The following is a 25812-nucleotide window of genomic DNA, read 5'->3' as shown; positions in this document are numbered from 1 at the left end:
GACAGGCAGGTTGCACCACCCGCGCCTGATGTTGCCGCGCGCGCGGGCAGCGTGCGGAGCACCGCTCCACGCGAACCGCAGCACGTCCACCGGGGGACGGACCCGCGCGTGAGAGAGGGGCAGAGGGTGAGGGGAAAATGGCGCACCCCAACGCCAGGCATGCCCGCAATGCTCATACGCGCATTCCACCCTTGAAACCGGATAGGTGAAGGGCGCATCGACCCGCCACCCCCTCACTCTGCTCCGCTGCCTCCCCGTTGGTCAGAGGGCGCGGATTCCCCGAGCACCCAGCGATCCTCTACCACCTCAATCTGCTCCGGCGTCGTCACCATGATCGCCGGGTCCCCCTGATACCACGTTATCACCCCGCTGATCCGCACCGCCTGCCCCACCCGGTACCGCGTCTCCGGCCGTCCGCCGAAGCGCTCCCACGCTGCCTGCCGAATCAGCGCCTTGAAACTCCCCCGGTGTGGGTTGCTGAAACCCAGCAGTACCTGTTTCCCGTTGTTGAAGACGTACTGTAATGTCCCGATCACCGTGACATGCCGCCCCTCCCACACCCGCGCCGCAGTGTGCGGAATCACCGCCACTGGCGCCGCATCCGGCGCGGGCAGTGCCGCTGCTGCCACTGCCGGAACGCCCCCGCCTCCCGACTGCGGAGCGCCGCTCGTCAACGCCACAATTGCCCCGTCCGCGGTGCGGAAGTAGATGTTCTCGTTGCTCACCACCCACACTGCGTATTCGCTCCAGTAGCGGTCGTACACCGCCCCCTGCCGATAGTACAGGTAGAACCCGAAGTCGTAGAAGCGCGTGTTCTCCAGCCCCCCAGCGCAATAGTGCGTCGCGCTGAAGGCGCACGCCCCCGCGTTATCCTGCGAGGTCACAACCGTCGCCAGGCGCTGCGTCGTTATCGGGACGCCGAAACTGCCGCGCGCCGCCGAGCGGTCGAGGATGCGCGCCGCGAACCCCGCCTCCCAGTGCGCGCCGAACAGATAGTCCCCCGCCACCGTTACATTCGGCTGCTCGTCGGTCAGCAGATACGGCGCCGCACTTCCCGGCGGATAGTCGTAGGCAATGAAGCGCACCTCGCCCCCCTGCAACCCGCTCACCGTCGCGCTGTCGAGCAACATCTCGCCGAAGTGCGAGTCCCAGCGCGCATCGTGCGCATGTCGGGCGCGGATGATGGTGTAGACCACTTCCCGACCATCCGGGAAGCGCTTAACCACCGGTTGCGGTCCCATCGGCAGATAGTCGTTGTCACCGTAGCCGCCGTGCCCCACATGCGCGATGAACGGCACGCTCCCGTCATCGAGGTCGAGCGCGAACAGCGCCTGGTCGCCGGGGTACTGGGTGAGCAACTGACGCATCCCGCTGTTGGTCTGCGGCCAGTCGCGCCACAGCGTCTGCCACGGCAGGCGCGCCTTGATGAGCGCATACCCGGCGCCGTCGGCAATGACGGGCCAACCGAAGCGGAACTCGGTCGGATCCTCGAACCGGCGACCGGCATGCACCGGACGCACGCGCCAGCGCCGCATGCCGTCGACGTTGTTGATGGCGTGGACGAAGAGGTCCGGCTCGGTAGCGACGATCACCAGATTACGCGAGGGAGAATAGGCGGGCGGCACGGCAACAGTCGCACCCGCGTCGTAGCGCCAGCGAAGCTGCATTGTCCGCTTGTCAACCGCATAGACCGCCGTGCCCATCGCAAAGAGCACGCGGTCGCTCAGGACGGCGGGAGGCAGCGGCAGCGTGCTGCTCTGCCCGGTGGCGAACGCGGCGAGGACGGCGCCGTCCTGAGCGCGCAGTTGGTAGAGCCGACCAGTGGCGGAGACGGCGAAGACCGTGTCGGTGTCGCGGTCGTAGGCGACGGTCGAGCGCACATCGCCGATGCCGGAGCGCCGCCAGAGCTGCTGCCCGGTGGCTTCGCTGAGGGCGAAAACGCCATCGACGCCAGCAGCGATATAGACCCGCCCGCCGCCGGTGACGGGCTGCACGTTGCGCGGCAGCGTGCCGCCGGTAGTGACCTTGGCGATGCCGCCGGAGGCATTGGGACCGTTCCAGGACCAGCGCCAGCGCCAGGGGTAGGGGACGGTCTGCGGCGTATAGCCGGTGCGCTGCGCGTCGTGCCCGTGCTGGCTCCATTCGTTCACATTCGGGTCAGGGCGCATGATCAGCGGCAGATAGAGCGATGACGGTGTCACCTGCGGACGTTGCGTCGCCTGCGGTGAAACGGTGGCGACATTCCCGGCAACGCGCAACGGGGTTGCAACAAGAATCGGCAGAGCAAGAAGCAGGAACAGGAGAAGTGCCGGGAAGGGATGTCTGGAGATGCGCATATCCACATTCTCTCATGAACGGAATAGGGTGGAAGGTCAGGTCGGAGATCGGACTCTCCATCCTATCATACCAATGACGATTGAAGATGCCGCATGCGTGTCATTCCGAGCCCTTCGCTTCGCTCAGGGTAAACTCAGCGCGGAGTCCGAGCGGGTCGCGCAAGACCCCTCGCTGTCATTCCGAGCCCTTCGCTTCGCTCAGGGTAAACGCAGCGAGGAATCTGAGCGGGTTGCGCAAGACCCCTCGCGCTGCTCGGGATGACAATGCCGGATGGTCACAGGTAATTGGTATCACCTCGCCTCACCCCAGCGCACGTCAAGGCGCGGACGACCTTCGATATTCCAGTCGCCCGTGTCGGAGGAGACAAAATACTTGCCACTATGATAGTCCGAGTCGGCGCTGTACAGTACCAGGCGCAACGGCTCACCGCGCGCATACGCCCGTGCCACGGCATACGACACATCCCAGGTGCGCGGGACGCCGGGCCAGTTAATCGAGCTGGTGACGGGATCTACCCGACTTATGGCAACATTCTCATAGGCGATTGGGGCGTTGTTCCAGGTGATGGTCTGTTCATTCCAGTCACCGGCTGCCACCGACACCTGAATCCACGACGGTTTTGCCTGGCCCGCGCTGCCGGAATTGCCAAACTGGTGCAGGGTCAGTATTGCAGACACGATCACCTTGCCTGGCGGGATGCCATCGAGCGGGAAAGTGACATAGTACTTCGCAAAACAGGGCCAGTCGGACACATCGGACTGATTCTGAATATTGAAGTCAGGTGCGCGTCCATAGTTGCGGTTCCCCCATTCGTTCCAGATATGATTCTCGTCACCAGGACATTGGTTGGCAATCGCAGCCCCGACATCAGCATCCGGCACGAGCGGACTGCGCTCCGTGGGGCGGCGGACGATCAGCGAACCGGTCGGCGTTGCACTAGTCTGATAGACGGGCACACCGAAATTCAGAACACCCCAGCAGGCCGGCGTCTCCAGCGGCGTCTGTGGCGGCCACGCCTGATCGCCGATTGGCGGACCGGCGCGTGTGTCCCGGTCGTGAACGATCACCGCCATGCGCCAGGAGGTTCCATCCGGCGGAGCGGAGGCGATCCCCAGGCTGCTGAAGGGAATGGTAAAACCCATTGCCCACCCGCGATCACTATCGCTGTTGTCATTCAGTGCGTTCCCGCGCCAGCCAGGAAGCGCATCAAAAGCCACACTGGTCTGTTGCCATCCGGTGGCGCTTCCACGGTAGACCACCCGTCGCTGTGAACTCCGTTCGCCATACAACTGCGCGACAAACTTCCACGACGATGGCGACACGGCTGCGCCGCCGGAAGTGTCCAGCAGCAGCGTCACTGCATCCCACTGAGTCAGGGTTTGCGGCGTTGGACTCTCGTCGTACCACAGGTGGCGGTCGAAGATGGCGAGGTACACAAACAGTTCGGTTGCGTTGTACCCAACCCGGATGTCGGTATAGTTCTGCGTTGGAGAGACCCTGCCAAACCAGGCGATTGCGGTTCGCTCGAACGGAATGGCACCGGTGAACTTTGGTGCGTTGATGCGCGGCAGTTCCGCCGTACAGCCGGACCTGGTCACCAGGGGAAGATACACGGTATGTTCTGCGCTGATGCCGTTTTGTTCGGCATATCCTGCCGACGGACGCAGTACTGCGGCGACAACCAGAGCCATAATGCCCATTAGAAGAGCCGTCAACCCTCCCCCTCCGCGCATGCAGCATACCATGGTCTTCTTCAACGATGTGCGCTTGGGCATTCCCCTCTCCTTGTGCGAATGTCTCATGCGCATAGAGTAATACCTGGAAAAGGCGAAGAGTCTTACGATTTGATCTCAATTCGATCACACACAACAAAAAAGGAGAACGAGGACAGGTTGACAGGCACGGCATTGTTCAAATCTGAAGCGCGACGCTCCACCTCGCACAATGCCTCGATCATACGGGATCAGGATGGAAGAGCCACAAAAGCAGCGTCCGTTTCGATGAAGAGTGTGTCATACCACACACTCACCGGCGTGGACTGCCGTCGGGGGGCAAATGCTTGCAGATACCGGCCTTCATCGTCTGCCCCGGCACGGTGCGCCCCAGCATGCCTTCGAGCATGCGCGCAACATCGAGGAGTGTCGGGAGGTGAATACCGGTCGATATACCCATTTCGTGGAGCATATGCGCCAGGTCTTCGGTGCAGATATTGCCGGGGGCGCCAGGCGCGAAGGGGCATCCGCCAATCCCACCGACGCTGGCATCAAAACAATCGACGCCGAGTTGAAGCGCCATCAGCACATTGGCAAGCCCCGCACCGCGCGCGCTATGCAAGTGCAAACGTGGACGCGCCTGCGGGAAACGTGCATAGAACGCTTGCAGCAAAGCGCGCACCAGCCCCGGATGACCCATTCCGGTGGTGTCGCCAAACGTAATCTGCCCGGCGCCCAGATCAAACAGCCGGGCAGTCAGGTCCATTACCCGTTCGAGCGGCACATCTCCCTCGAACGGGCACCCGAAGGCGACCGACACCACCGCCTCGAAATGCACCCCTGCTTCACGAGCGACGGCTGCGATGTCGGCGGCCTGCATTAGCGACTGCTCAATCGACATATTGACATTGCTACGGTTGTGGCTCTCGCTGGCGCTGAGAAACACCTGGAGCGCATCCGCGCGCGCAGCAATGGCGCGCCGGGCGCCGATGACATTCGGGACAATTGCGCTATAGGTCACGCCAGGACGCCGGGGGAGAGCAGCGAAGACCTCCGCAGTGTCCGCCATTTGCGGCACATTCGCAGGGCGCACGAACGCACCGACTTCGATCAGAGTCAGGCCAGCATCAGCGAGGCGATCGATCAACTGCACTTTCTGGGCAGTCGCAAGAATAACCTCTTCATTCTGCAAACCGTCGCGCGGACCGACTTCACGAATAGACACAGAGCGGGGTAACCGGGGATCGGCTATCATCGTCACCTCCTTGTGCGCCAGGCATCGTCACCGAATGCCTTTTCCCCGTGCAGAATGTCGATCATGGCACAGGCGCATTTTCGGTTTGCAGCATATATCCCATGCTCCGAATGCTGATCAGCGCGATGCCCGGCGTTTTGGTCGCGTCGAGTTTCTGACGCAACCGCGCGATATGCGGGCGAAGCAGCGAGCGCGCCTCATCTTCAGGCTGCGCCCGACCATACACTGCTTCGGAGAGCGCCGTATAGCTCAGGGCGGTATCGGGATTCTGCGCCAGCGCCGTGAGCAGCGCAAACTCGGTGCGCGTCAGCGTCAGCACATGTTCGCCAAGATAGGCGGCATGGCGCCTCAGATCGAGCATGAGCGGACCAACGGTCAGATGATCGCTCGATGTGGACGGCGCCGAGATAGGGTGGCTGCCACTCTCGATCAAACCGAGCGCACGAGCGCTTTCGCTGATGCGCTGGAGCAATTCCGTGCGTTGGAGATTGATCCGGCGGTTGTTCAGGGCGCGCTCAACCCGCTCACGAATCTCCGCTACCTGAGCAGGCTTGAGCAGATAATCAAAGGCGCCATAGCGCAGCGCGGCAATCGCGCTGTTGATCGATCCGTGGGCGGTCAGAAGAATAACTTCGGTAGCCGGCGATCGTTCCTTGACTTCGCGCAAAATATCAATACCATCGATATCGCCTAGTTGCAGATCGAGCAGCAGAAGATCAAACTCCTCATGCTCGATGCGCATGCGAGCATCAGCACCGTTGGCTGCCGTTTCGACGCGGTATCCGTGCGCGCGCAGCGCTGTTTCGAGCATGATCCGCACTGCGCGTTCATCATCAACGACCAGGATTTTCGCCGGTTGTCTCATGACGGATCTCCTCATGCCTGACCGGTAACACGATCTCAAAGGTCGTACCCTCGCCCGGAATGCTTTGGGCGCTGATTCGCCCCAGATGTCGCTCGATAATTGCCCGGCTGGTATACAACCCCAGTCCCATGCCTCGCTCTTTCGTGGTATGCAATCCGTCGAAGATGCGCGTCAATTGATCGGGCGAAATACCGATGCCGGTATCGGTAATGGCAATCGCAACGGCGCCTTTCCCTTCCGTGGGATGGTAACGATACGTTTGCACGTGCAGCGTGCCGCCGTTCGGCATCGCCTCAGCCGCATTCAGCACCAGGTTGAGCAGCACCTGTTTCAGTTGGTCGGCAACTCCCTGAATAGCCGGCAGATCGGGCGCCAGTTCGCGCAGGACTTGAATGCGCGAACGCTCAAGTTGTTTGCCGGTCAACAGCAGGACGCTCTCGATCAACTCATTGACATTCACATGGGTGAAAACATCGGCGCGCGGGCGATAGAGATCGCGCAATCGTTCCAGCACGCGCACAATCCGATCGATTTCTTCTTCGGCGAGTTGCAGAAAGTGCTGATTCGGCGTTTCAGGCGGGCACTGTTCCAGGAACAATGCCAGAAAACCCTGGATCGCCTGAAGCGGGTTGCCGACCTCGTGAGCGATGCTGGCTGCCAGGTGTCCGATTGCAGCGAGTTTCTCGGCACGCACAAGCTGTGTTTGCAGCGCGACCCGCTCAGTGATGTCTTCCCATACCTCGACAGCCTGATGCGCAGCGCCAGAGGCGTCAAACAACGGAATGCTGGCGATCTCGATCAGGGACTCACTGCCGCCGGGACGTTGCAGCGTGCGGCGCAAGCGCTGCGGCTGGCGCGTAGCGAAGGTGCGGGCCGCTGCAGCCTCACTCCATTCGCCAAGCACGTCGCCGTAGAACCGTCCTACCAGCATTGCCGGCTCGAGACCGAAGCGCTCGGCGAGCGCGCGATTGGCTGCCAGCACGTACCCGACCGGATCGATCAGCACCAGTCCCATAGGGACACTGTCAATCACTCCGCGAATGAGATTGCGGCTCACCTGAATCTCACGCAGACGGGTGCGCTCTGCCAGTTGCTCCGCCTGATCGTGCAGGGCGGCAAGCTGCCAGACCGATTCCAGCGCAAGACCGGCCAATTGCGCTGCTGCAACGAAGGCATCCGAGACGGGAGGCGGTTCGCTGTCGAAGAGCAACACTGCCACACCAATATCGCGACCGCTTGCGGGGAGCGCCAGCAACAGCGCGTGCATCGAACGTTCCGCGACAACAAGTTCACGTTTATGCCCTATTCGACGCACCAGATGATCGCCATCGATCTCATTCCAGTCGGGAGGATCGCCCTGCACACCGACGGCGCCGATGAATCGAGGCGGCGCTGTCGGACGTTCACGCATCGCCAGATAGCATGCCTTCGCATCCGTCGCCACACAGAGACGACGCGCAATTTCGCAAATACTCGTTTTCAATCCGTCCTGGATGTCCGACTGTACAGAAGCGCTCATACCGCCTGCCACTGCGCACTGCGCCAGGGAACCGGGTTAGAAATGCCGAAAGAAGTCAACCAGGCACAGCCGCACATCGAGGCGACTGTGCCGTACATCTCAGTATTCTTACATTGAGAAGAGGGGTTGTCAAGCGCGAATCTGCGCAGGTGTGTCGTGATGCCGGCTTTTTGCTCGTTCACGATGGTAGGTGCGCCATGCCGTCCAGATCAGCAGTGGCAGTACGACGGGCCACCAGAAGCGCACTTCTCGCAGATTGTGCCAGAAAAGGCGCGCCAGAAGCAACGGCAAGCCACCGATTGTCAGCACGCGTTCGAGGGTAGCGGAGAGCGGCGGCGGTGGGGGCGTCAGGCGTTTCACCCGCTCGGTGCGGCCGCGCAACGCCTGCTCCGCCACACCCACCGAGCCACGCAGCCGCCCGATGGCGCCGCGTGGCGGAGAAGATTGACGTGATTTTTTCTCCGGCATGATCGCCACTCCGGGACGGTGCTGATATGCACTCCTGCGATCAAGAACATCCCGCAATCGCGATTATAATCGACAACCAATCCGATGTCCAGGCACACCGCACCAGGGGCGCGGGCGACGCGCCCGCATGGCACAGGCAAAACAGGCAGTACGCCGGGAGCGCGGGCGACGCGCCCGCATGGCACAGGCAAAACAGGCAGTACGCCGGGAGCGCGGGCGACGCGCCCGCATGGCACAGGAAGATCGGAACAAAAGACGATCAACAGCGCTCGTATGCGCCATACACCGGAAGAGCAGCGAGACGACACCTTCACGCGGGCAAAGATCCTCGTCCGTTCCTGCGCTCGATTGCCTCACCATTGCGTGCAACGCGATCACGGCGCTGCGCCGCGAAGTCGCGCAGAACCGTTTGCAGGTCAGCCGCAGTGCGCAGCGAAGAGAGATTCAATCCCAACCCGACAATCGTCTGCGCCACCTCCGGACGAATGCCGATCAGCACCATCTCAGCGCCGAGCAACCGACACATACTGGCGATGGCGATCAGCCCCTGCGCCACCTGACTGTCAACCACCGGCACCCCGGTAATATCGACGAGCAGGTAGCACGCGCGCGAACGCTGCAAGGCGTGCAGCGCCCGATCCTGAATATCCGCCAGCCGCTCGGTGTCAATGGCCCCGATCAACGGCATCACCAGGGCGTCCTCTGTTACCGGCAGCACCGGTACGCTCAACTCGCGGATCACCTCGCGTTGATGGGCGATTTCTTCAAGCAGGCGCGCCTGTTCGCGCGCCCGCGCCTCCACCTCGGCGAGCGCCGCCCGGAGATCGGCAGTGCGTTGCGCAACGCGCTGCTCCAGCGTTTCCAGATTTGCTTCCAGTTGCGCTGTCATAGCGGTGAACGCCCGCGCCAGTATCTGAATCTCTCGCGGACCGCGCGCATCAACCGGCACATCGCGTTCTCCTGATGCGATCCGATTGGCAACGCGCGTCAGATCGATCAACGGCGCCGTCAGCCAGCGCGCCAGGTAGAGACCAATCCCGCCGGAGACGACAACGGCGCCCAAGAGAATTATACCGGAGACGACGAGATCATTCAAAACCGAGCGATACGCGACCGCGCGCGGCGTTTCGATCACCACTGCCCAGGGAGGATCGTCGAGCGCCTCGTAACTGCCGACGACCTCAGCGCCAGAAAGGCCAGTGTAGTGCATGGTCTGGATCGATGCCGACCGCTCCCGAATAAACCGCTGCACGATAGCAACCCCTGAAGCGTTGTCGCCGCGCATCACACGCGCCGTGTCGGAACACGCCAGCAGGTTTCCCTGACGGTCGACAACGTATGCCAGGCTGTCAGGATCAGGCGTCTGCCGCTGGACCGTCGTCCAGAGCAGGCGAGCATTGACCGTCGCAATAAGGGCGCCGTGGTAATTCTCGAACGAATCGACGAGCGGGAGTGCCATCACAATGCCGGGTTCACCGCTTGCGGCATCGATGCGCAACGAACTGATCAGCCGATCGCGCAGTGCCGTCCGACGCATAATTTCGTCGATGAGCGCCGGGTCGAGAAAATTGACAGTTTTGTGAGGGTTCTGACTCGCGCTGGCGACGACGAAGCGTTGATCGTCGAGGATTATTAATTGCTCGAATAATGGGTCGAGAACCAGAAGTCGCTCGAGCGCCTCGGTGCGTTGCTCCGCTGGCGCGGTTGCCAGGCTCGACATTTTGATCGATGTGGCCAGCATATTCCAGCGCGCATCGAAAAACGCGCGTACCTCAACAGCGGCGCCATGCGCGCGCGACTCCTGCTCACGGGCGAGGCCGCGCTGGTGCACCTGCCAGTTCGATGCCATTTGCAATGCATTGCTGACCAACAAAGCGACCACGCTGAGACTGATCAGCGCCAGAGCGAGCGTTGTAGAAAGGCTACGCCCTGCGGGTGTGGAGAGAGACGCAGTGTTCATCTACATATGTGACGTCATGATCAGGCGCTGGCGCCGCAACGCGGCGACGCCGGCTTGTACCGGATGTGCGCCTCAAGCATACCACTTCTGTGTTCCGACAAGGGTATCGATTTGTGATCGGGATTTATACAGAACAGTAACGGTTAACTCAGGCTTAACAGTATGACTCTTTGTATTTAACTTCAATCAGGTATACTCAACGGCGTTCAAGGCTCGGAAGCGTTCAGACCCGGTTGCAACGGCGTTGTGCCGCATTCGGTCGTTCACGCTTCCAACCGCACAGTTGTAGATGGTCAAAGGAGGAAAGAAGGTATGCAGGTCTTCAGAACGCGAATGTTCGCAATGGCGTTGATGTTGGCCCTCATCGCGCCGCTGATCGCCGCATGTGGCGGCGGTGGAGCGACTCAACCGACGGTTGCGCCCACGACAGCGCCAGCAGAAGCAACGCCAGCGCCAGTCGCGCCAACGGCAGCCCCCACTGCGCCACCGGCAACAGGCGCAACTCCGGCGCCAGCGCAGCCAACTCCTGCTCCCGCCGCAGAGATCGACTACGACGGTCTTCCCGATGTTGATCCGGGCGCCGTGACCGGCAACATCGTCACAGCCGGCTCTTCGACGGTCTTCCCGCTGACGCAGCGCATGGCGGAGCGCTTCAAAGACGAGGGATACGCCGGCAATATCACGATTGACTCGATCGGCACCGGCGCGGGCTTCGAGCGCTTCTGCAAGGCGGGCGAGACCGACATCTCCAACGCCAGCCGCCCCATCCGCCCCGCCGAGGTCGAAAACTGCCGCGCCATCGGGCGTGAGCCGGTCGAGTTCCGCGTCGGCACCGACGCCCTCGCCGTGGTCGTCAATCCGGCCAACACCTTTGTGGATACGCTCACCAAGGCGCAACTGGCGGACATCTTCTCCGGCAAAGCGAAAACCTGGAAGGACGTCAACCCCGACTGGCCCGCCAATCCGATCAAACTCTTCAGCCCCGGCTCGGACTCCGGCACCTTCGACTTCTTCGTCGAAGTGGTGATGGACCCGGCGTTCGAGAAGAAGGGCAAGGAGGCGATCCTGAACGCTCCCGGCATCCAGTTGAGCGAGAACGACAACGTGCTGGTGCAAGGCGTCGAAGGCGACCCGAACGCCATTGGCTACTTCGGCTATGCCTACTTCATCGCCGAGAAGGACCGCCTGAAGGCGGTGAAGATCGAAGGCGTCGAACCGAACGACCAGACGGCGGAGAGCGGCACGTATCCGCTGGCGCGCCCGCTGTTCATCTACTCCGACGCCAAGATTATGAAGGAGAAGCCGCAGGTCGCCGACTTCATCAACTTCTATCTCACCTACGTCAACGACGAAGTCCTCGACGTCGGCTACTTCCCCGCCTCCCAACAGGCGATTAATGTCGCAAAAGCCAACTGGCTCGCGGCAATGGGCATGGAACTCGCTCTGCCGGAGGTAGATCCGGGCGCCGTGACCGGCAACATCGTCACAGCCGGCTCTTCGACAGTCTTCCCGCTGACGCAGCGCATGGCGGAGCGCTTCAAAGACGAGGGATACGCCGGCAATATCACGATTGACTCGATCGGCACCGGCGCGGGCTTCGAGCGCTTCTGCAAGGCGGGCGAGACCGACATCTCCAACGCCAGCCGCCCCATCCGCCCCGCCGAGGTCGAAAACTGCCGCGCCATCGGGCGTGAGCCGGTCGAGTTCCGCGTCGGCACCGACGCCCTCGCCGTGGTCGTCAATCCGGCCAACACCTTTGTGGATACGCTCACCAAGGCGCAACTGGCGGACATCTTCTCCGGCAAAGCGAAAACCTGGAAGGACGTCAACCCCGACTGGCCCGCCAATCCGATCAAACTCTTCAGCCCCGGCTCGGACTCCGGCACCTTCGACTTCTTCGTCGAAGTGGTGATGGACCCGGCGTTCGAGAAGAAGGGCAAGGAGGCGATCCTGAACGCCCCCGGCATCCAGTTGAGCGAGAACGACAACGTGCTGGTGCAAGGCGTCGAAGGCGACCCGAACGCCATTGGCTACTTCGGCTATGCCTACTTCATCGCCGAGAAGGACCGCCTGAAGGCGGTGAAGATCGAAGGCGTCGAACCGAACGACCAGACGGCGGAGAGCGGCACGTATCCGCTGGCGCGCCCGCTGTTCATCTACTCCGACGCCAAGATTATGAAGGAGAAGCCGCAGGTCGCCGACTTCATCAACTTCTATCTCACCTACGTCAACGACGAAGTCCTCGACGTCGGCTACTTCCCCGCCTCCCAACAGGCGATCACTGTTGCAAAACTGAACTGGTTGGGCGCAATGAAGCCGTAGTCCGGCAACCGACACAAGCAGCGGACACAAACGGGAACTATCGACCGGCGACAGGGCTGCCCTGTCGCCGGTCGGAAAGCGTTATCGGCTCACCATATGCTGACACCGCAGGAGCAACCGTTTTATCCGCACATCGAATGAATGGAGTACCGGAATGGAGTCGTGCTATACTCCATTCAGGCACACAAAAGACTCGACTCACCGCTAAGGAGATATGAACCCAATGGAACAGGAAGTGCGTGTCGGTATCGAACGCGCGGCCGCCGTAGGCGGCAGTGCGATCAACCTGCGTGGCAAACGGCGATTCGGAGAGCATATCATCGAAACCATTGTCTTTATCTGCGGCGCGCTTTCGATTTTTACCACCACTGCAATTGTTATTGTGCTGTTTCAGGAAGCATGGATGTTCTTTGGCTCACCCGAAGTGAACTTGACTGAGTTCTTTGGCACCACAACATGGCAACCGGAAACCGGACGCTTCGGCATCTGGCCACTGATGACATCAACGCTGCTGACGAGTTTTATCGCATTGCTTGTCGCGGTGCCGTTGGGGTTGGGAGCGGCGATCTATCTGAGCGAATACGCTTCGCCGACCGCGCGTGGATACCTCAAACCGATCCTCGAAGTGCTGGCAGGCGTGCCGACCGTGGTCTACGGCTATTTTGCGCTGACCTTCGTAACGCCGGTTATTCTTCAAGGGTTGCTTGGCAAAGAACGTGTCGAGATTTACAATATGCTCTCCGCCGGCTTAACGATGGGGATCATGATTCTGCCATTGGTCGCCTCGATGAGCGAGGACGCATTGAGCGCCGTGCCTCGTTCACTCCGCGAGGGATCGTATGGGCTTGGCGCCACGCGGCTCGAAACATCGGTGCGTGTGGTGGTTCCGGCGGCATTGTCCGGCATTCTGGCGGCGGTCATCGTGGCTATGTCGCGCGCTGTCGGCGAGACGATGATCGTCGCATTGGCAGCCGGCGCCGGTCCGCGCTTCACCTTCAATCCGTTACAAGCGGCTGAAACAATGACCGGCCATATTGCCCGCATCAGCGGCGGCGACATCAGTTATGCCAGCATTCAGTACACCAGCATCTTCGCCATTGCGCTGGTGCTCTTCTTTATGACGCTGCTGCTCAACCTGTTGAGCGGTTGGGTTGTGCGGCGTTTCCGGGAGGTCTACGAATGAGCACGACTGTTAATCCCGGCAACCGTCCGACGGGCTATCTGCCGGAAGGCGCCGATATTAATCGGAACATCGCAGCGCGCCGTCTGCGCGGCAAGGTGTGGCAGGCGTTCTTTCTCTCATCGCTGATCATCGGTCTGCTGGCGCTTGCGACGCTGCTCTATACGATTGTTGATGACTCGTTTGGCTATATCGCGGTGCAGACAAAGATCGACCCGGAAAAACTGTCGGATCGTCCGCTTGAGGAGTTGTCGAAGGAAGAACTGATCGAAATCCTGCGCGCCAATATCTCTCCCGGTCTCTTCCGTCGCTTTGACCGCGATGAACCGTTCAGTGAACGCTCAAAAGAGAGTGTCCTCCAATTGATTGAGGAGCGCGTGATCGGGCGCGAAGTGGTCGCTGCCTACAAACTGACCGAGTCGCTGCTCGAACGCGACCGGATTGAGGCGACGGTGCGGGAGCGGTTCCCGCGGGCGGAACTTGAGTTTCATTCGTGGATCAATCGCGAGTTTCTTACGCGACCAATGAGCAGTTCCCCCATTCTGGCGGGTGTCGGGAATGCCATTCTCGGTTCGCTATGGGTTATTGCGATCACGATGCTTCTTGCCATTCCAATCGGCATCCTGGGTGGCGTGTATCTGGAAGAGTATGCCAGCGACACGTGGTACTATCGCCTGATCGAGACGAATATCAACAATCTGGCAGGCGTGCCCTCCATCATTTACGGCATCCTTGGCCTGGCGGTGTTTGTGCGCGCACTCGAAGCGTTGACCAGCGGCGCAACATTCGGGGTAACCGACTCGAACGGGCGCACGATTCTTTCCGCCGGGTTGACGATGGCGCTGCTCGTGCTGCCGCTTATGATTATCAATGCGCGCGAGGCGATCCGTGCTGTGCCGCAATCGATCCGTCAGGCGTCGTATGGGCTTGGCGCAACGAAGTGGCAGACGGTCTGGCACCATGTGTTGCCGAACGCGCTCCCCGGCATTCTGACCGGCACGATTTTGAGCATGTCGCGCGCTATGGGTGAAACGGCGCCGTTGATCGTTGTTGGCGCTTCAACATTCGTCGTCTTTTTCCCGGATAGTGTCTTCGACAAGTTTACCGTCATTCCGATCCAGATTTACAACTGGACGCAGCAGCCGGGCGCGCAGTTCCGCAGTATTGCCGCCGCCGCGATCATTGTGCTGCTCGTCACGTTGCTTTTGCTCAACGCAACCGCGATCTTGCTGCGCAACCGCTTCAAGAGGAGTTACTGATGGCAGTCGCAGAACGTTCGTCTATCAACACGGCGCAGTCGAATGGCAAATATGCCGTTGAACTGCACGATACGCATATCTATTATGGCTCGTTCCGCGCGGTAAAGAACGTCACCTTGCAGATTGAGCGCCAACGAATTACGGCGTTTATCGGACCGTCGGGGTGCGGCAAGAGCACGGTGCTGCGCGCCATTAACCGGATGAATGACCTGATCCCTGGTTCGCGCCTTGAGGGTCGCATCCTGTTCCACGGCAAAAATATTTACGACCCCGATGTGGACCCGGTTGAGGTGCGGCGGCGGGTTGGCATGGTGTTTCAGAAACCCAATCCCTTCCCCAAGAGCATCTACGACAACATCATGTTCGGTCCGCGTATCAATGGCTGGCGCGGCACCAAAGCGCAGGCGGACGAATTGGTGGAGCGCGCGTTGCGCGGCGCCGCGATCTGGGATGAAGTCAAAGACAAGCTGCAGCAGCCCGGCACGGCGCTCTCCGGCGGGCAGCAGCAGCGCTTGTGCATCGCGCGCGCGCTGGCAGTGCAGCCCGAAGTCATCCTGATGGACGAACCCTGCTCGGCGCTCGATCCGATTTCGACCCTGAAGATCGAAGAGTTGATGCTCGAACTCCGGCGCAACTATACGATTATTATTGTGACCCACAACATGCAGCAGGCAAGTCGGGTGTCGGACTACACCGCCTTCTTCCTGATGGACGCGGATCGCGCCGGGCAACTCGTCGAGTACGGTTCAACCGAACAGATTTTCACCTCACCCAACGATAAACGCACCGAAGATTATATCAGCGGGCGCTTCGGGTAAGGCATGGGGGCGTAGGACAACTGGTGATGGTGCACGATTACGACTATCTGCGGCACACGCTCGATGCGATGGGGCGTCGGGTGAAAGATGCGTTGCACGAGAGCCTTCAGGCGCTCCGACGTTCCGACGCTATCGGCGCGCAGCGCGTTGTTCACGACGACCCCGATATTAATGCGCTGCAACAGGCGGTCGAAGACCGCATCGCCCGTTTCATCACACAGCGGCAACCGCTCCTGCGCGACCTGCGTCGCGTGTTGGCAATGCTCACGGTTGCCGGAGAACTTGAGCGCATCGGCGATTACGCCAAACAGGTCGCGGAACGGGTGCGCCGTTCCAGAGACGAGCAGCATCCTCTGCTGCTGACGGCGGAACTGCTGGAGTTGGGGGCAATGACCGAAGACATGCTCTCCGCCAGCATAGACGCCTTCCTCGCGGAAGATGTTGTGGCCGCGCGATCGGTCGCCGCACTCGATGACCAGATCGATGCACGGCGGCGTGCAATCATCGCTGCGCTCCGTCAGGCGGCGCTCAACGACGCCTCATTGTTCGATGCCGCCATCGCCGCCATCGACATCACCCGTGCCCTCGAACGGGTCGCCGACCGCGCGACGAACATCGCCGAGCGCACTGTCTACCTTGCCACTGCAACACACGAAACACTCAACGAGTAACACCAATGACGATTGAAGATGCCGCATGCTTGTCATTCCGAGCGCAGCGACTTGTCATTCCGAGCGCAGCGAGGAATCGCGCGGGTCGCGCAAGACCCCTCGCGCTGCTCGGGGTGACTATGCCGGATGGTCACAGGTGATTGGTATAACACAACATCGGTGTGTCCTGCGACGCTGCGCGACTGGTTGTCTCAATTGCCAAGAAATACACGTCGCAATAACACAACATCGGTGTGTCCTGCGACGCCGCACAGCCCGACGTTGAACCGTCGAACTGCTCGCGCGAAGGGCTTTGCTGCGCTCTCGCTGCGGTGCGGAGATGTGCGCCGAACCGGCGCTCCACGTCAGCGGAGCTTTATCCGCTCAGTGCGGACGTGCACGTCCTGTGGATGGCGCCCGGTCGGTCGGCGGCAAGGAGCAGTGGGCATAGCGCCGTCGTTCCTGATCCATCGTGACGACGCTTTACTGCACCTTTTCAATCGCCGATGTCTGCGTTGAGTCTTCAGGCGCGAGCGGCGTCAGCGACAACACCTGCACCGTGAAACGACGCCGCGCCGGTTGACACGTTGGCAACTGTTGGTTCTGCCAGAGATACTCCCAGAAATCGCGCGCCGCAGGATGGAATTGCACCTCAGAACGCGCAAGAATAGTGACTGGAAAGCCATACGCTGCATCGTATTCAATGCGGCGCAGGGTAAAGACGCGGTGGCACGGGCAGTCGTGCGGCGATGGCGAACAGCGTGAGGCGGGGATACTCTCAATGTCGCTGGCAAGCGCAAATAATTCATCAACCGTGAGCGGATCGACCCAGAACGCATCGCAAGTGTTCTCGATGACGCGGCGCACCCACGCACCACGCACCTCGAGACGCTGGACGCACACATTTCCTAGCGCCTCGATCCGCACAGCAATGTGATACGAACCCGGCGCCTGCGCATTCCAACGCGCGCGCGCCTCCGCCCACTGCGAGCCGCGCGGTTGATCGACCGCCGCCAGCCCCATCAACTGAAGGCTCAGCACGCACGCCATGACGACGCACAACACCATGCCAATTCGGGTCAGGCGGGCAAAAGAACGCATACGCTGCACTACCGTGCAATCTCGCGGGCAATGACCAGGCGCTGGATTTCGCTCGTGCCTTCGTAAATCTCGGTGATTTTGGCGTCGCGGAAGTAGCGTTCGACCGGATACTCCTTCGAGTAGCCGTTCGAGCCAAACACTTGCACCGCCTTGGTCGCCGTCCACATCGCGGTTTCGGAAGCGTACAGTTTCGCCATCGACGCGGCGCTGACGAAGTCGAGATGCTGATCCTTGCGCCAGGCGGCTTCATACGTCAGCAGGCGCGCCGCCTTGATGCGCGTCGCCATATCCGCCAGCGTAAATCCGATTGCCTGATTTTCGATGATCGGCTTGCCAAACTGTTCACGGATTTTGGCGTATTCGAGCGCCGCTTCGTAAGCGCCCTGCGCAATGCCGACCGCCTGCGCCGCAATTCCGATCCGCCCGGCATTCAAGATGGTCATAGCGATTTTGAACCCCTGCCCCTCCTCGCCAAGCCGTCGCCACGCCGGCAGACGATAATTATCATACGCCATCTGGCAGGAGTGTGCGCTGCGGATGCCCAGTTTGTGTTCGACCTTCACGATGCTGCACCCCGGCTCGCGCGGATCGACCAGGAAGGCTGTGATTCCCCGATGACCTTTGCCAGGATCGGTCATGGCCATCAGAATGATCGTGTCGGCGTAATCGCCATTCGTCACCCAGTTTTTGATGCCATTAATCACATAGTAGTCGCCATCGCGCGCTGCCGTCGTTTTCTGCGCAGCGGCATCCGAACCGGCGCCGGGTTCAGAGAGCGAGAAGGCGCCAAGCATCCGTCCTTCGGCGAGCGGTGTCAGCAATTCGCGTTTCTGGTCTTCCGTCCCGAAGGTTTCAATGCCATAACACACAAGAGAGTTGTTGACCGATGCAATGACGCCGAGTGAGGCATCCACCCGCGACAATTCTTCGATCACAATCGCATACGATACATAATCAAGCCCGGCGCCGCCATACTGCTCGCTCACTGCCACACCCATCAAGCCAAGCTGCCCCATTTTCTTCACCAGATCAACCGGAAACTCCATCGCCTCATCACGCGCCGCTGCGGTGGGGCGCGCCTCCTGCTCGGCGAATGCGCGCACCGTCTGGCGTAACATCTCATGCTGCTCACTGAGAGCGAAATCCATACCCGTGCCTCCTTTGTGTGACGTGCCGCGTCGTGTATTCATCATACCACATCGCGCACACCAGTTTGAATTTGTGCAAAATATACGATAAAGATGGGGGTTTTCTTGTTGAAAATAACCATACCGTATGCTATACTCAAAACAACGAAACCGCAGGGATGCGGACATCTCTCAGGAGCGGCGACGCAGGTGACGCCCTCCCCGCAAGTGGAGTACAGCGAACAAGGAGGATTCCATGCAGCACAAGAACTACGACGAGCAGACGGTCAACGAGGTTGCCGAGCGCGTGCCCGAGGCGCGCCGCGTGCTACGCTCGTACCACATCAGCGCATCGAACGCAATGCCACTGGATATTGCTGCGGCTGAGGCGTCCGTCACACCGGACGAACTGCTGGCGGTCGTCGAATATAAGGCGCGCCGGCGCGCGCGGCAGGCGCCGGCCATCCGTGAGTACGCGCTCGAAGAGGAACTGGTTGCCTGATTATCCGGGTGTTGGTCGATGACCACCGCTACAGGTAGAGCGCCTGTGCGGTGGTCTTTTTTATCCCGCGCCGCACTCCCGGACCTCCGCACGCCAAGGGTTTCAGGGCGAACCGCTCCCCCGCGCGCACCCCGGCACGGGGGATGGACCCGCGCGCGATGCCGGTCTCCCCGCTCCCGTGTGCGGGAGCGGGGCAGGGGGTGAGGGCACAACGACGCATCCCAACACCACGCATGCCCCCTCTGCGCATGCGCGCGGTCTGCCCGTGAACTCGTTGGGATAAGGGACGAAGGCGATTGCTTCGACCGGCTGCGCCGGTCTCGCAATGACCAGGTGAACGCCCTTCCTCATTGGGACTTCAGGGCGGACCGCTCCCCCGTGCGCACCCCGGCACGGGGGATGGACCCGCGCGCGATGCCGGTCTCCCCGCTCCCGTGTGCGGGAACGGAGCAGGGGGTGAGGGTACAACGACGCATCCCAACACCACGCATGCCCGCTCTGCGCATGCGCGCGGTCTGCCCGTGAACGGGCGCTCGCCAGGGGCTTCCCTCCATCCCGCGCCCCTTTTCCCGATCACGGTCAGTATTACCAGATCGAGCCAGGATGTATGGAAGGCATCGGAATGGAACCCGGGATCAGATTCCAGCAGCGCCGGACCATCTCGATACAGCGCCGATAGACTGTTCAGTCAGGCGGACTCTGTGCCAGATGTAACAACTTTTGGTACAATACAGCCGATCACAAAACGCACAACTCCACCTCAGCGGCGAGGCGCCAGGGAGTTGTCGGCGAGCATGATTTCTCGCCGTTTGGCTCACGACCGGCCCCGGCTCGAAGAATGAGAGCGCCGGTCGAATCAATGAGGAAAGAGCACCGCCATGACAAAAAACACCCTGACCATTACCGACAACCGGACGGGGAAGACCTACGAGATTCCTATCGAGCACGACGCCATCCGCGCCACCGATCTGCGTCAAATCAAGGTGAATCCGGACGATTTCGGGCTGATGTCCTACGACCCGGCGTTCATGAATACCGCCGCGTGCGTCAGCCGGATCACGTACATCGATGGCGACAAGGGCATTTTGGAGTATCGTGGCTATCCTATCGAGCAGCTGGCTGAGCAGAGCTCCTACCTGGAAGTCGCGTATCTGTTGCTGTACGGCGAGTTGCCGTCGAAAGAGCGGTTGGCATGGTGGGAGTATCGCATCAGTCGCCACCTGTTCCTCCATAACAGCCTGGTCGAACTGATCCAGGCGTTCCGTTACGATGCGCACCCTATGGGTATTCTGATCAGCTCGGTCGCCGCGATGTCCACGCTCTATCCTGAGGCGAAAAATATCCACGACCCGGCTGTGCGTGAGAAGCAGATCTGGCGCATTATTGGGCAGATTCCGACCATCGCCGCTTTTGCCTACCGCCACCGCATCGGGCGGCCCTTCAACCTGCCCGACAGCTCGCTCAGCTACACTGCCAATCTGCTCTACATGATGGACTACATGAATCAGCGGGATTATGAGGTCAATCCGGTGCTGGCGAAGGCGCTCGATGTGCTCTTCATTCTGCACGCCGACCATGAGCAGAACTGTTCCACCTCGGTGATGCGCAGCGTTGGTTCGAGCCACGCCGACCCTTACAGCGCGTTGTCGGCGGCGGCGGCGGCGCTGTACGGTCCGCTTCACGGCGGTGCGAACGAGGCGGTGTTGCGCATGCTGCAACAGATCGGGCATCCCAAGAATGTGCCGGCGTTTATCGAGCGAGTGAAGAAGGGTGAGACGCGCCTGATGGGGTTCGGGCATCGGGTGTACAAGAACTACGATCCGCGCGCCAAGATCATCCGCCAGATCGCCCACGAGGTGTTTGCGGCAACGGCGGCGAATCCGCTTCTCGATATTGCCATGGAACTCGAGCGCGTGGCGCTGGAGGACGAGTATTTTATCTCACGGAAACTGTACCCGAATGTGGATTTCTACAGCGGGCTGATCTATCAGGCGTTGCGTTTCCCGATCGAGTACTTCCCGTTCCTGTTCGCTATTCCACGCGCGTCGGGATGGCTGGCGCAGTGGCTCGAAATGCTCGACGATCCGGAGCAGAAGATTACGCGCCCACGCCAGATTTATTTGGGGCATGCGCGGCGCGATTATGTGCCGGTCGATCAGCGATAGGAGCAATTGTCCGCCACCGTTGTCGTGATGCGAGGCGCGCTCCTGGTCGCTTATAAAGATCGATACTGCGGCGTCAATCCTCTTGTGAATCTGGAGGAGGCAGTCCTGGACATTCGCCCCGGTTTGCCTCCTCATTCGTGGAATGCCTGTGCAGGGGCGTCCCTATACTGCCGTCATTCCTTTGATCTGAAAAACCGGATTAAGGCGCATTGATGCGAATGCGCAGCGCCTCGCGCGCCGGCTGGAGCGCCGGATCGAGTTGTAGTTCGTCGAGACGCTTAAGGTCCGCTCGCGCAGCAGTGATGTTTCCCTGCTCCGCGTAGGTCGCCGCGCGGGCGATCAGCGCTTCGGGGTAGTCTGGCCGAAGCAGCAGCGCCTGCCCGAAATCGGCGATGGCGCTGCGGGGATCACCCTGCGTATGGCGGATCAAGCCACGCGCGTAATAGGCGTTGGCGGCGCGCGGACTCAGGCGCAGCGCGGTATCGAGGTCGGCGAGGGCTGCGTTGAGATCACCGACAGCGTAGTGCAGCAGCGCGCGTTCGTAGAGCGCATCGACATGCTGCGGTCGGGCGCGAATAGCAGCGTCGAACGCCTCGCGCGCCGCAGTGCGGTCGTTCAGCCGCACCAGGATCAGCCCTTGCCGATACCGATAGGGCGCCTCGGCTTCCGGGATCAGTCGCGCCAGGCTGCCGTAATCGTCGGCGAGTTGCTGGAGTAATGTTTCGTCCGGCGTACTCGCAGTGAGTTCCTCCAGCAACCGCACCCGATTCTCGTAGGCGCGACGGTAGGCTGGGTCGAGATGGATCGCCTGGGCATAATCGCGCAGTGCGGCATCATATTCTTTCAACAGCGCATATGCCAGCCCCCGGTTGTGAAAGGCGCGCGACATCGAGGGGTCGAGCGCAAGCGCCCGGTCGTAGTCGGCGATGGCTTCGATGTAGTTCTGCTGCTCAAACCAGATATTTCCTCGGTCGTAGTAGGCTCTGGCGCGCATCAGCAGATCATCGCCCGCCTCGGCGGTCGCCACGATTGCGTTGTAGCGGTCGATCACCGCCGTCGGCGTGCGCGGCGCGCGCGGTTCGACCAGTGGTTCGGAACACGCTGCGAGGACTATCACCAACGCGATGCATGCCACACAGCGTCCTGTCCGCTGTTTCATGGCGTCACCCCCAACGCCGCCGCCAACACCTGACGCGCCACCGGCAGTGCTGAACGGCTGCCTTCGCCGCCATATTCCACAATGACGGCAATCGCATACTGCGGTTGTTCCACCGGCGCCACCGCGACGATCCAGGAGTGCGGCACACCGCGCGGCGTCTCGGCAGTGCCAGTCTTCGCGCCGATGCTGACCCCCGGCAGCGCAATCGGCTGCGCATACCCGATTTCGACGGAGATGCGCATCATGTCGAGCATGCGCCGCGAGGTCTCCGGCGACACTACCTGCCGCACCATTTCAGGTTGCGCCTGATAGATGACACGCTCGCCGGCGCGCGCTTCGGCAACCAGATACGGTCGCATCAGGCGTCCGTCGTTGGCAATCGACGCCGCCATCTGCGCCATATCGAGCGGTGTGACCAGCGCCTGCCCCTGCCCGAATGCCGTGTCCGCCAACGCCGCAGGACGTTGCAGAAATGATGCGTCATTCGCAATCGTGCCGATTTCTGCCGGAATGTCGCGCAGATCGGCAGGTCCTGAGCGGGTATCAGCCGTCTGCAATCCGAAACGGCGCGCATACTCGAGGAAGCGGTCTGCGCCAAGCGACAATCCCACCTGCGCAAAGGCGGTGTTACATGAGAAAGCATAGACGCGCACCAGATCGGAGGGGTCGCCGGTGCGACGGAACAGGTTATCAACCGCGTTGCGCACCGGCGGTGCGCCGGCTTCGGTCGGCAACAGATTCGGGCAGGTGACGGGCGCCGATGGATCTGCCAAGACCCCGCTATCGAGCGCGGCGGCGGCAGTCAGCGTTTTGATCACCGATCCGGGAGGGTAGCGCCCCTGCGTGGCACGGTTGAGCAGCGGCGCATCGGCACGCGCGTTCAGTTCTGCCCATGCCGCCTGCACCCGGTCCACATCCGCCTGCGTCACCGGTTCGGGCAGCACGAGTTGATTGGGATCGAAGCGCGGGTACGTCACCATCGCCAGGATCGCGCCGGTCGGCACATCGAGGAGCACCACGGCTCCCGCTCGCTCGCCGAGCGCCTGTTGCGCCGCCGCCTGCAAGCGACTGTCTAGCGTGAGGGTCAGGTCGGCAGGAACCTGTTCGACCGGCGATCCCAGCAGGCGCGCTTCGAGAATGGCGGTTGGCGACAGAGTTGCCACGCCGGAGAGTTGGGCATCGAAGCGCGCTTCCAGCCCGGTGGTTCCGTAGAGGCGGCTCTGAAAGCCGATCAGATGCCCAAGCGCAGGGTTCGGATAGGTGCGCCGACCATCGACGGTTTCTGCCAGCACGACGCCGTTGCGGTCCACGATGCGTCCGCGCATGCCAGCGTTGATGACAACAGGAAAGGCGCGTCCGCTCCCCAACGACGTGCGTTCGGCAGGGTCAGTTTCGGGGAAGATCGGCTGCGATGGTTCGGAAGCAACCGGTTGCGCCAGCGATGCCACGGCGCGCAGCGTCGCCTCCGATTGCGTCGCCTGGTTGCGCGCCAGTTGCAGCCCAATGGCCGCAAACCCCAACACTGCCATCACCATCAAGCCGCGCAGGCTCCGATCCGCTGTGGCTCTGTAGCGCCCGATGAGACGCCGCGCCGGGAGCGAGAGCAGCCACAGACCGGCGAGCAGGTGCAATCGCCACTGCATGACGCTGGCAATGAACAATCCGCTGCCCAGGATAAGAACCCCAAGCGCGCCGGCAAACCAGTCGATCCGTGCTCGAAGCCGATCAGTCATGTGGGTTTCCTGTCAACGATGCATGGTCAGGAGAACCGAGAACTGAGAACAACGGCGCGCCCCATCCGCGCGCTGGATGGAATAGGACACGGATAGACGCGGATGGGACGGATGTCCACCGGTCGTTGCGAATAGGACGCGGATAGACGCGGATGGTACGGATGTCCACGGATGATTTCTTAATCCGTGCCGATCCGTCGTATCCGTGCCGATCCGTGTGCCCCAACCCGTGCCGATCCGTCGTATCCGTGCCGATCCGTGTGCCCCAACCCGTGCCAATCCGTGTGCTGGATGGAATAGGACGCGGATGGCGACTTGTGTGAAAACGTTCAACACCCATCACAACGTCTGTGGCGGTTTCCGCGACGCCGAAACTCGCAGCAGCAGCCCGACCATCGCAAAGTTGATCAACGTCGACGAGCCGCCGTAACTGATGAACGGCAGGGTGATGCCGGTGAGCGGAATGAGATGCGTCGTCCCTGCCATGATGATGAACGCCTGCGCCGCAATCGCGGTCGTCAAACCGGTAGCAAGCAACTGCTGAAACCCGTCACGGGCGTGTATGGCGATCAGATACCCCCTGAGCGCAAAGAGCGCGTAGCACACCGTCAGCGCCAGCGTGCCCGCCAGCCCCAACTCCTCGCCGATTGCCACAAAGACGAAGTCGGTATGGCTTTCGGGAACGGTCGTGGGATCGCCGGCGCCGATGCCTGTGCCCACCCAACCGCCGGCTGCCAGCGCGTGCAACGCCCGCACCATCTGAAACCCGATGCCGAACGGATCGGACCATGGATCGAGCCAGGCATTCAGGCGCACCCGCACGTGACCGAAAAGGGGGTAAAGCGCTGCGGCGCCCAGCGCGAATGCGAACAATCCGACGGCGGCATAGCGCGCCCGCCCGCTGACGACATACAGCATCGCCAGGAAGATGACAAAGAAGAGCAATGCAGCGCCAAGGTCTTTCTGCACAATGATCAACCCAATCGTCGCCCCCCACATCATCACGATCGGCGCCAGGTACGGCAGCGGCGGCAATTTCAGCGGACCCAGCCAATAGACGCCGCGCCCGATCAATTCGCGGTGGTCATCGAGGTAGGTAGCCAGGTAGATCACCAGCAGCACCTTCAGCATCTCTACCGGTTGCAGTTGAAAGAACCCCAGGCTAAGCCAGAGGCGCGCACCGTTGCGCTCGACGCCGAAGACTGCCGTTGCACCGACGAGTACAAGCCCCAGCAGGAGCCAGGTATAGCGGTAGTGCTTGAGCCACTGCAAGCGCCAGGGGACGAAACTCACCAGCGCGAGGAGGAGGGCGCCGCCAAAGATCCAGATTACCTGTTTAAGCGCAATGCCGCTGTACACCTCGCCGTAGCGTTGCACGAGATCCGGTTCGAGACGACGCGCCATGAGCATGCCGACGCCTGCCAGCAACGCCGCAATCGGCAACACCATCTGATCCTCACCCCAATCGCGCAGCGCGAGCGCCAGGCTGATCGTGAGGAACAAACCGGCAAAGGCGCCGATGATCGTCAGATCGACCCAGCGCACGCGCCCACCGGCGCCGGCGATCAACGCTGCCAGGCAGATAGCAATAAAGAGAAAAGCGGTGATCAGAAGTTCGAATTCGAGTGTGCGACCGCCAAGGCGCACACGCAGACGGGCTATCGTCGCCATAGTGATCGT

General features: G+C 61.3%; 20 protein-coding genes. 7 read left to right on the top strand and 13 right to left on the bottom strand.

Annotated features, from left to right (window positions below; translation table 11 throughout):
* Positions 1-233: 233 nt before the first annotated feature.
* From RCAS_RS03070 to RCAS_RS25800, 8 genes are all read right to left on the bottom strand, one after another.
* A complete protein-coding gene (locus RCAS_RS03070; protein WP_012119156.1) occupies positions 234-2336 on the bottom strand; it encodes an outer membrane protein assembly factor BamB family protein in 2103 nt (700 codons plus the stop codon).
* 291 nt (positions 2337-2627) lie between these two features.
* The gene (locus RCAS_RS03065) at positions 2628-4052 is read right to left on the bottom strand and encodes a DNRLRE domain-containing protein (protein WP_232280149.1); all 1425 of its coding nucleotides are present in this window, start codon (positions 4050-4052) and stop codon (positions 2628-2630) included.
* 310 nt (positions 4053-4362) lie between these two features.
* A complete protein-coding gene (locus RCAS_RS03060; protein WP_012119154.1) occupies positions 4363-5304 on the bottom strand; it encodes a hydroxymethylglutaryl-CoA lyase in 942 nt (313 codons plus the stop codon).
* A gap of 61 nt (positions 5305-5365) precedes the next feature.
* A complete protein-coding gene (locus tag RCAS_RS03055; protein ID WP_012119153.1) occupies positions 5366-6169 on the bottom strand; it encodes a response regulator transcription factor in 804 nt (267 codons plus the stop codon).
* Positions 6138-7688 (bottom strand): two-component system sensor histidine kinase NtrB, encoded by a 1551-nt coding sequence (locus RCAS_RS03050; protein WP_012119152.1) that lies wholly within the window; start codon positions 7686-7688, stop codon positions 6138-6140. Before RCAS_RS03050 ends, RCAS_RS03055 begins: the two co-directional genes overlap by 32 nt.
* Positions 7689-7817: 129 nt before the next feature.
* Positions 7818-8156 carry a hypothetical protein gene (locus RCAS_RS03045; protein WP_012119151.1) on the bottom strand — a complete coding sequence of 113 codons (339 nt, stop codon included), beginning with the start codon at positions 8154-8156 and terminating at the stop codon, positions 7818-7820.
* Positions 8157-8466: 310 nt separating this feature from the next.
* A complete protein-coding gene (locus RCAS_RS23150) occupies positions 8467-10116 on the bottom strand; it encodes an STAS domain-containing protein (RefSeq protein ID WP_012119150.1) in 1650 nt (549 codons plus the stop codon).
* Between the two features lie 361 nt (positions 10117-10477).
* Entirely contained in the window at positions 10478-10639 is a 162-nt protein-coding gene (locus tag RCAS_RS25800; protein ID WP_232280148.1) for a hypothetical protein, read from the bottom strand.
* A 59-nt stretch (positions 10640-10698) separates the two neighbouring features.
* On the opposite strand from RCAS_RS25800, the gene RCAS_RS03035 reads away from it, so the two are divergent.
* From RCAS_RS03035 to phoU, 5 genes are all read left to right on the top strand, one after another.
* Positions 10699-12438: a PstS family phosphate ABC transporter substrate-binding protein gene (locus RCAS_RS03035; protein ID WP_232280147.1), complete on the top strand. Its 1740-nt coding sequence runs from the start codon at positions 10699-10701 to the stop codon at positions 12436-12438.
* Between the two features lie 214 nt (positions 12439-12652).
* Complete coding sequence (gene pstC / locus RCAS_RS03030; protein WP_232280146.1) at positions 12653-13621, top strand: phosphate ABC transporter permease subunit PstC; 969 nt, start codon at positions 12653-12655, stop codon at positions 13619-13621.
* Positions 13618-14877: a phosphate ABC transporter permease PstA gene (gene pstA / locus RCAS_RS03025; protein WP_012119147.1), complete on the top strand. Its 1260-nt coding sequence runs from the start codon at positions 13618-13620 to the stop codon at positions 14875-14877. Before pstC ends, pstA begins: the two co-directional genes overlap by 4 nt.
* Complete coding sequence (gene pstB / locus RCAS_RS03020) at positions 14877-15695, top strand: phosphate ABC transporter ATP-binding protein PstB (protein WP_012119146.1); 819 nt, start codon at positions 14877-14879, stop codon at positions 15693-15695. Before pstA ends, pstB begins: the two co-directional genes overlap by 1 nt.
* A 26-nt stretch (positions 15696-15721) precedes the next feature.
* A complete protein-coding gene (gene phoU, locus RCAS_RS03015) occupies positions 15722-16366 on the top strand; it encodes a phosphate signaling complex protein PhoU (protein WP_012119145.1) in 645 nt (214 codons plus the stop codon).
* 462 nt (positions 16367-16828) lie between these two features.
* Here phoU and RCAS_RS03010 read toward each other — a convergent pair whose 3' ends face one another.
* Both RCAS_RS03010 and RCAS_RS03005 read right to left on the bottom strand, forming a co-directional pair.
* Positions 16829-17446 carry a hypothetical protein gene (locus RCAS_RS03010; RefSeq protein WP_157042525.1) on the bottom strand — a complete coding sequence of 206 codons (618 nt, stop codon included), beginning with the start codon at positions 17444-17446 and terminating at the stop codon, positions 16829-16831.
* 8 nt (positions 17447-17454) lie between these two features.
* Entirely contained in the window at positions 17455-18594 is a 1140-nt protein-coding gene (locus RCAS_RS03005) for an acyl-CoA dehydrogenase (RefSeq protein ID WP_012119143.1), read from the bottom strand.
* Positions 18595-18829: 235 nt separating this feature from the next.
* Between RCAS_RS03005 and RCAS_RS03000 the strand changes: the two genes are divergently transcribed.
* Together RCAS_RS03000 and RCAS_RS02995 are read left to right on the top strand one after the other, a co-directional pair.
* Positions 18830-19075 carry a hypothetical protein gene (locus tag RCAS_RS03000; protein WP_012119142.1) on the top strand — a complete coding sequence of 82 codons (246 nt, stop codon included), beginning with the start codon at positions 18830-18832 and terminating at the stop codon, positions 19073-19075.
* Positions 19076-19953: 878 nt separating this feature from the next.
* Positions 19954-21240, top strand: coding sequence for a citrate synthase (locus tag RCAS_RS02995; RefSeq protein ID WP_012119141.1), 1287 nt, complete (start codon positions 19954-19956; stop codon positions 21238-21240).
* Between the two features lie 199 nt (positions 21241-21439).
* Here the strand turns inward: RCAS_RS02995 and RCAS_RS02990 are convergent, their stop codons facing one another.
* The 3 genes from RCAS_RS02990 to RCAS_RS02980 form a co-directional block, all read right to left on the bottom strand.
* Positions 21440-22399 (bottom strand): tetratricopeptide repeat protein, encoded by a 960-nt coding sequence (locus RCAS_RS02990; protein WP_012119140.1) that lies wholly within the window; start codon positions 22397-22399, stop codon positions 21440-21442.
* Positions 22396-24132, bottom strand: coding sequence for a peptidoglycan D,D-transpeptidase FtsI family protein (locus RCAS_RS02985; protein ID WP_012119139.1), 1737 nt, complete (start codon positions 24130-24132; stop codon positions 22396-22398). The genes RCAS_RS02990 and RCAS_RS02985 overlap by 4 nt, the downstream gene beginning before the upstream one ends.
* Positions 24133-24471: 339 nt before the next feature.
* Positions 24472-25803 (bottom strand): FtsW/RodA/SpoVE family cell cycle protein, encoded by a 1332-nt coding sequence (locus RCAS_RS02980; protein ID WP_012119138.1) that lies wholly within the window; start codon positions 25801-25803, stop codon positions 24472-24474.
* Positions 25804-25812: the final 9 nt, after the last annotated feature.

Source organism: Roseiflexus castenholzii DSM 13941, assembly GCF_000017805.1.
Lineage (GTDB): Bacteria > Chloroflexota > Chloroflexia > Chloroflexales > Roseiflexaceae > Roseiflexus > Roseiflexus castenholzii.
The sequence above is the reverse complement of the archived record's forward strand: the minus strand, read 5'-3'. Positions and strand labels throughout refer to the sequence as shown.

Bases quoted from the DNA above. Each gene is read 5' to 3' on its own strand.
- RCAS_RS03070 (WP_012119156.1), bottom strand. From the start codon at position 2,336: ATGCGCATCTCCAGACATCCCTTCCCGGCACTTCTCCTGTTCCTGCTT.
- RCAS_RS03060 (WP_012119154.1), bottom strand. From the start codon at position 5,304: ATGATAGCCGATCCCCGGTTACCCCGCTCTGTGTCTATTCGTGAAGTC.
- RCAS_RS03055 (WP_012119153.1), bottom strand. From the start codon at position 6,169: ATGAGACAACCGGCGAAAATCCTGGTCGTTGATGATGAACGCGCAGTG.
- RCAS_RS03050 (WP_012119152.1), bottom strand. From the start codon at position 7,688: ATGAGCGCTTCTGTACAGTCGGACATCCAGGACGGATTGAAAACGAGT.
- RCAS_RS03045 (WP_012119151.1), bottom strand. From the start codon at position 8,156: ATGCCGGAGAAAAAATCACGTCAATCTTCTCCGCCACGCGGCGCCATC.
- RCAS_RS23150 (WP_012119150.1), bottom strand. From the start codon at position 10,116: ATGAACACTGCGTCTCTCTCCACACCCGCAGGGCGTAGCCTTTCTACA.
- pstC (WP_232280146.1), top strand. From the start codon at position 12,653: ATGAACCCAATGGAACAGGAAGTGCGTGTCGGTATCGAACGCGCGGCC.
- pstA (WP_012119147.1), top strand. From the start codon at position 13,618: ATGAGCACGACTGTTAATCCCGGCAACCGTCCGACGGGCTATCTGCCG.
- pstB (WP_012119146.1), top strand. From the start codon at position 14,877: ATGGCAGTCGCAGAACGTTCGTCTATCAACACGGCGCAGTCGAATGGC.
- phoU (WP_012119145.1), top strand. From the start codon at position 15,722: ATGGTGCACGATTACGACTATCTGCGGCACACGCTCGATGCGATGGGG.
- RCAS_RS03010 (WP_157042525.1), bottom strand. From the start codon at position 17,446: ATGCGTTCTTTTGCCCGCCTGACCCGAATTGGCATGGTGTTGTGCGTC.
- RCAS_RS03005 (WP_012119143.1), bottom strand. From the start codon at position 18,594: ATGGATTTCGCTCTCAGTGAGCAGCATGAGATGTTACGCCAGACGGTG.
- RCAS_RS03000 (WP_012119142.1), top strand. From the start codon at position 18,830: ATGCAGCACAAGAACTACGACGAGCAGACGGTCAACGAGGTTGCCGAG.
- RCAS_RS02995 (WP_012119141.1), top strand. From the start codon at position 19,954: ATGACAAAAAACACCCTGACCATTACCGACAACCGGACGGGGAAGACC.
- RCAS_RS02990 (WP_012119140.1), bottom strand. From the start codon at position 22,399: ATGAAACAGCGGACAGGACGCTGTGTGGCATGCATCGCGTTGGTGATA.
- RCAS_RS02985 (WP_012119139.1), bottom strand. From the start codon at position 24,132: ATGACTGATCGGCTTCGAGCACGGATCGACTGGTTTGCCGGCGCGCTT.
- RCAS_RS02980 (WP_012119138.1), bottom strand. From the start codon at position 25,803: ATGGCGACGATAGCCCGTCTGCGTGTGCGCCTTGGCGGTCGCACACTC.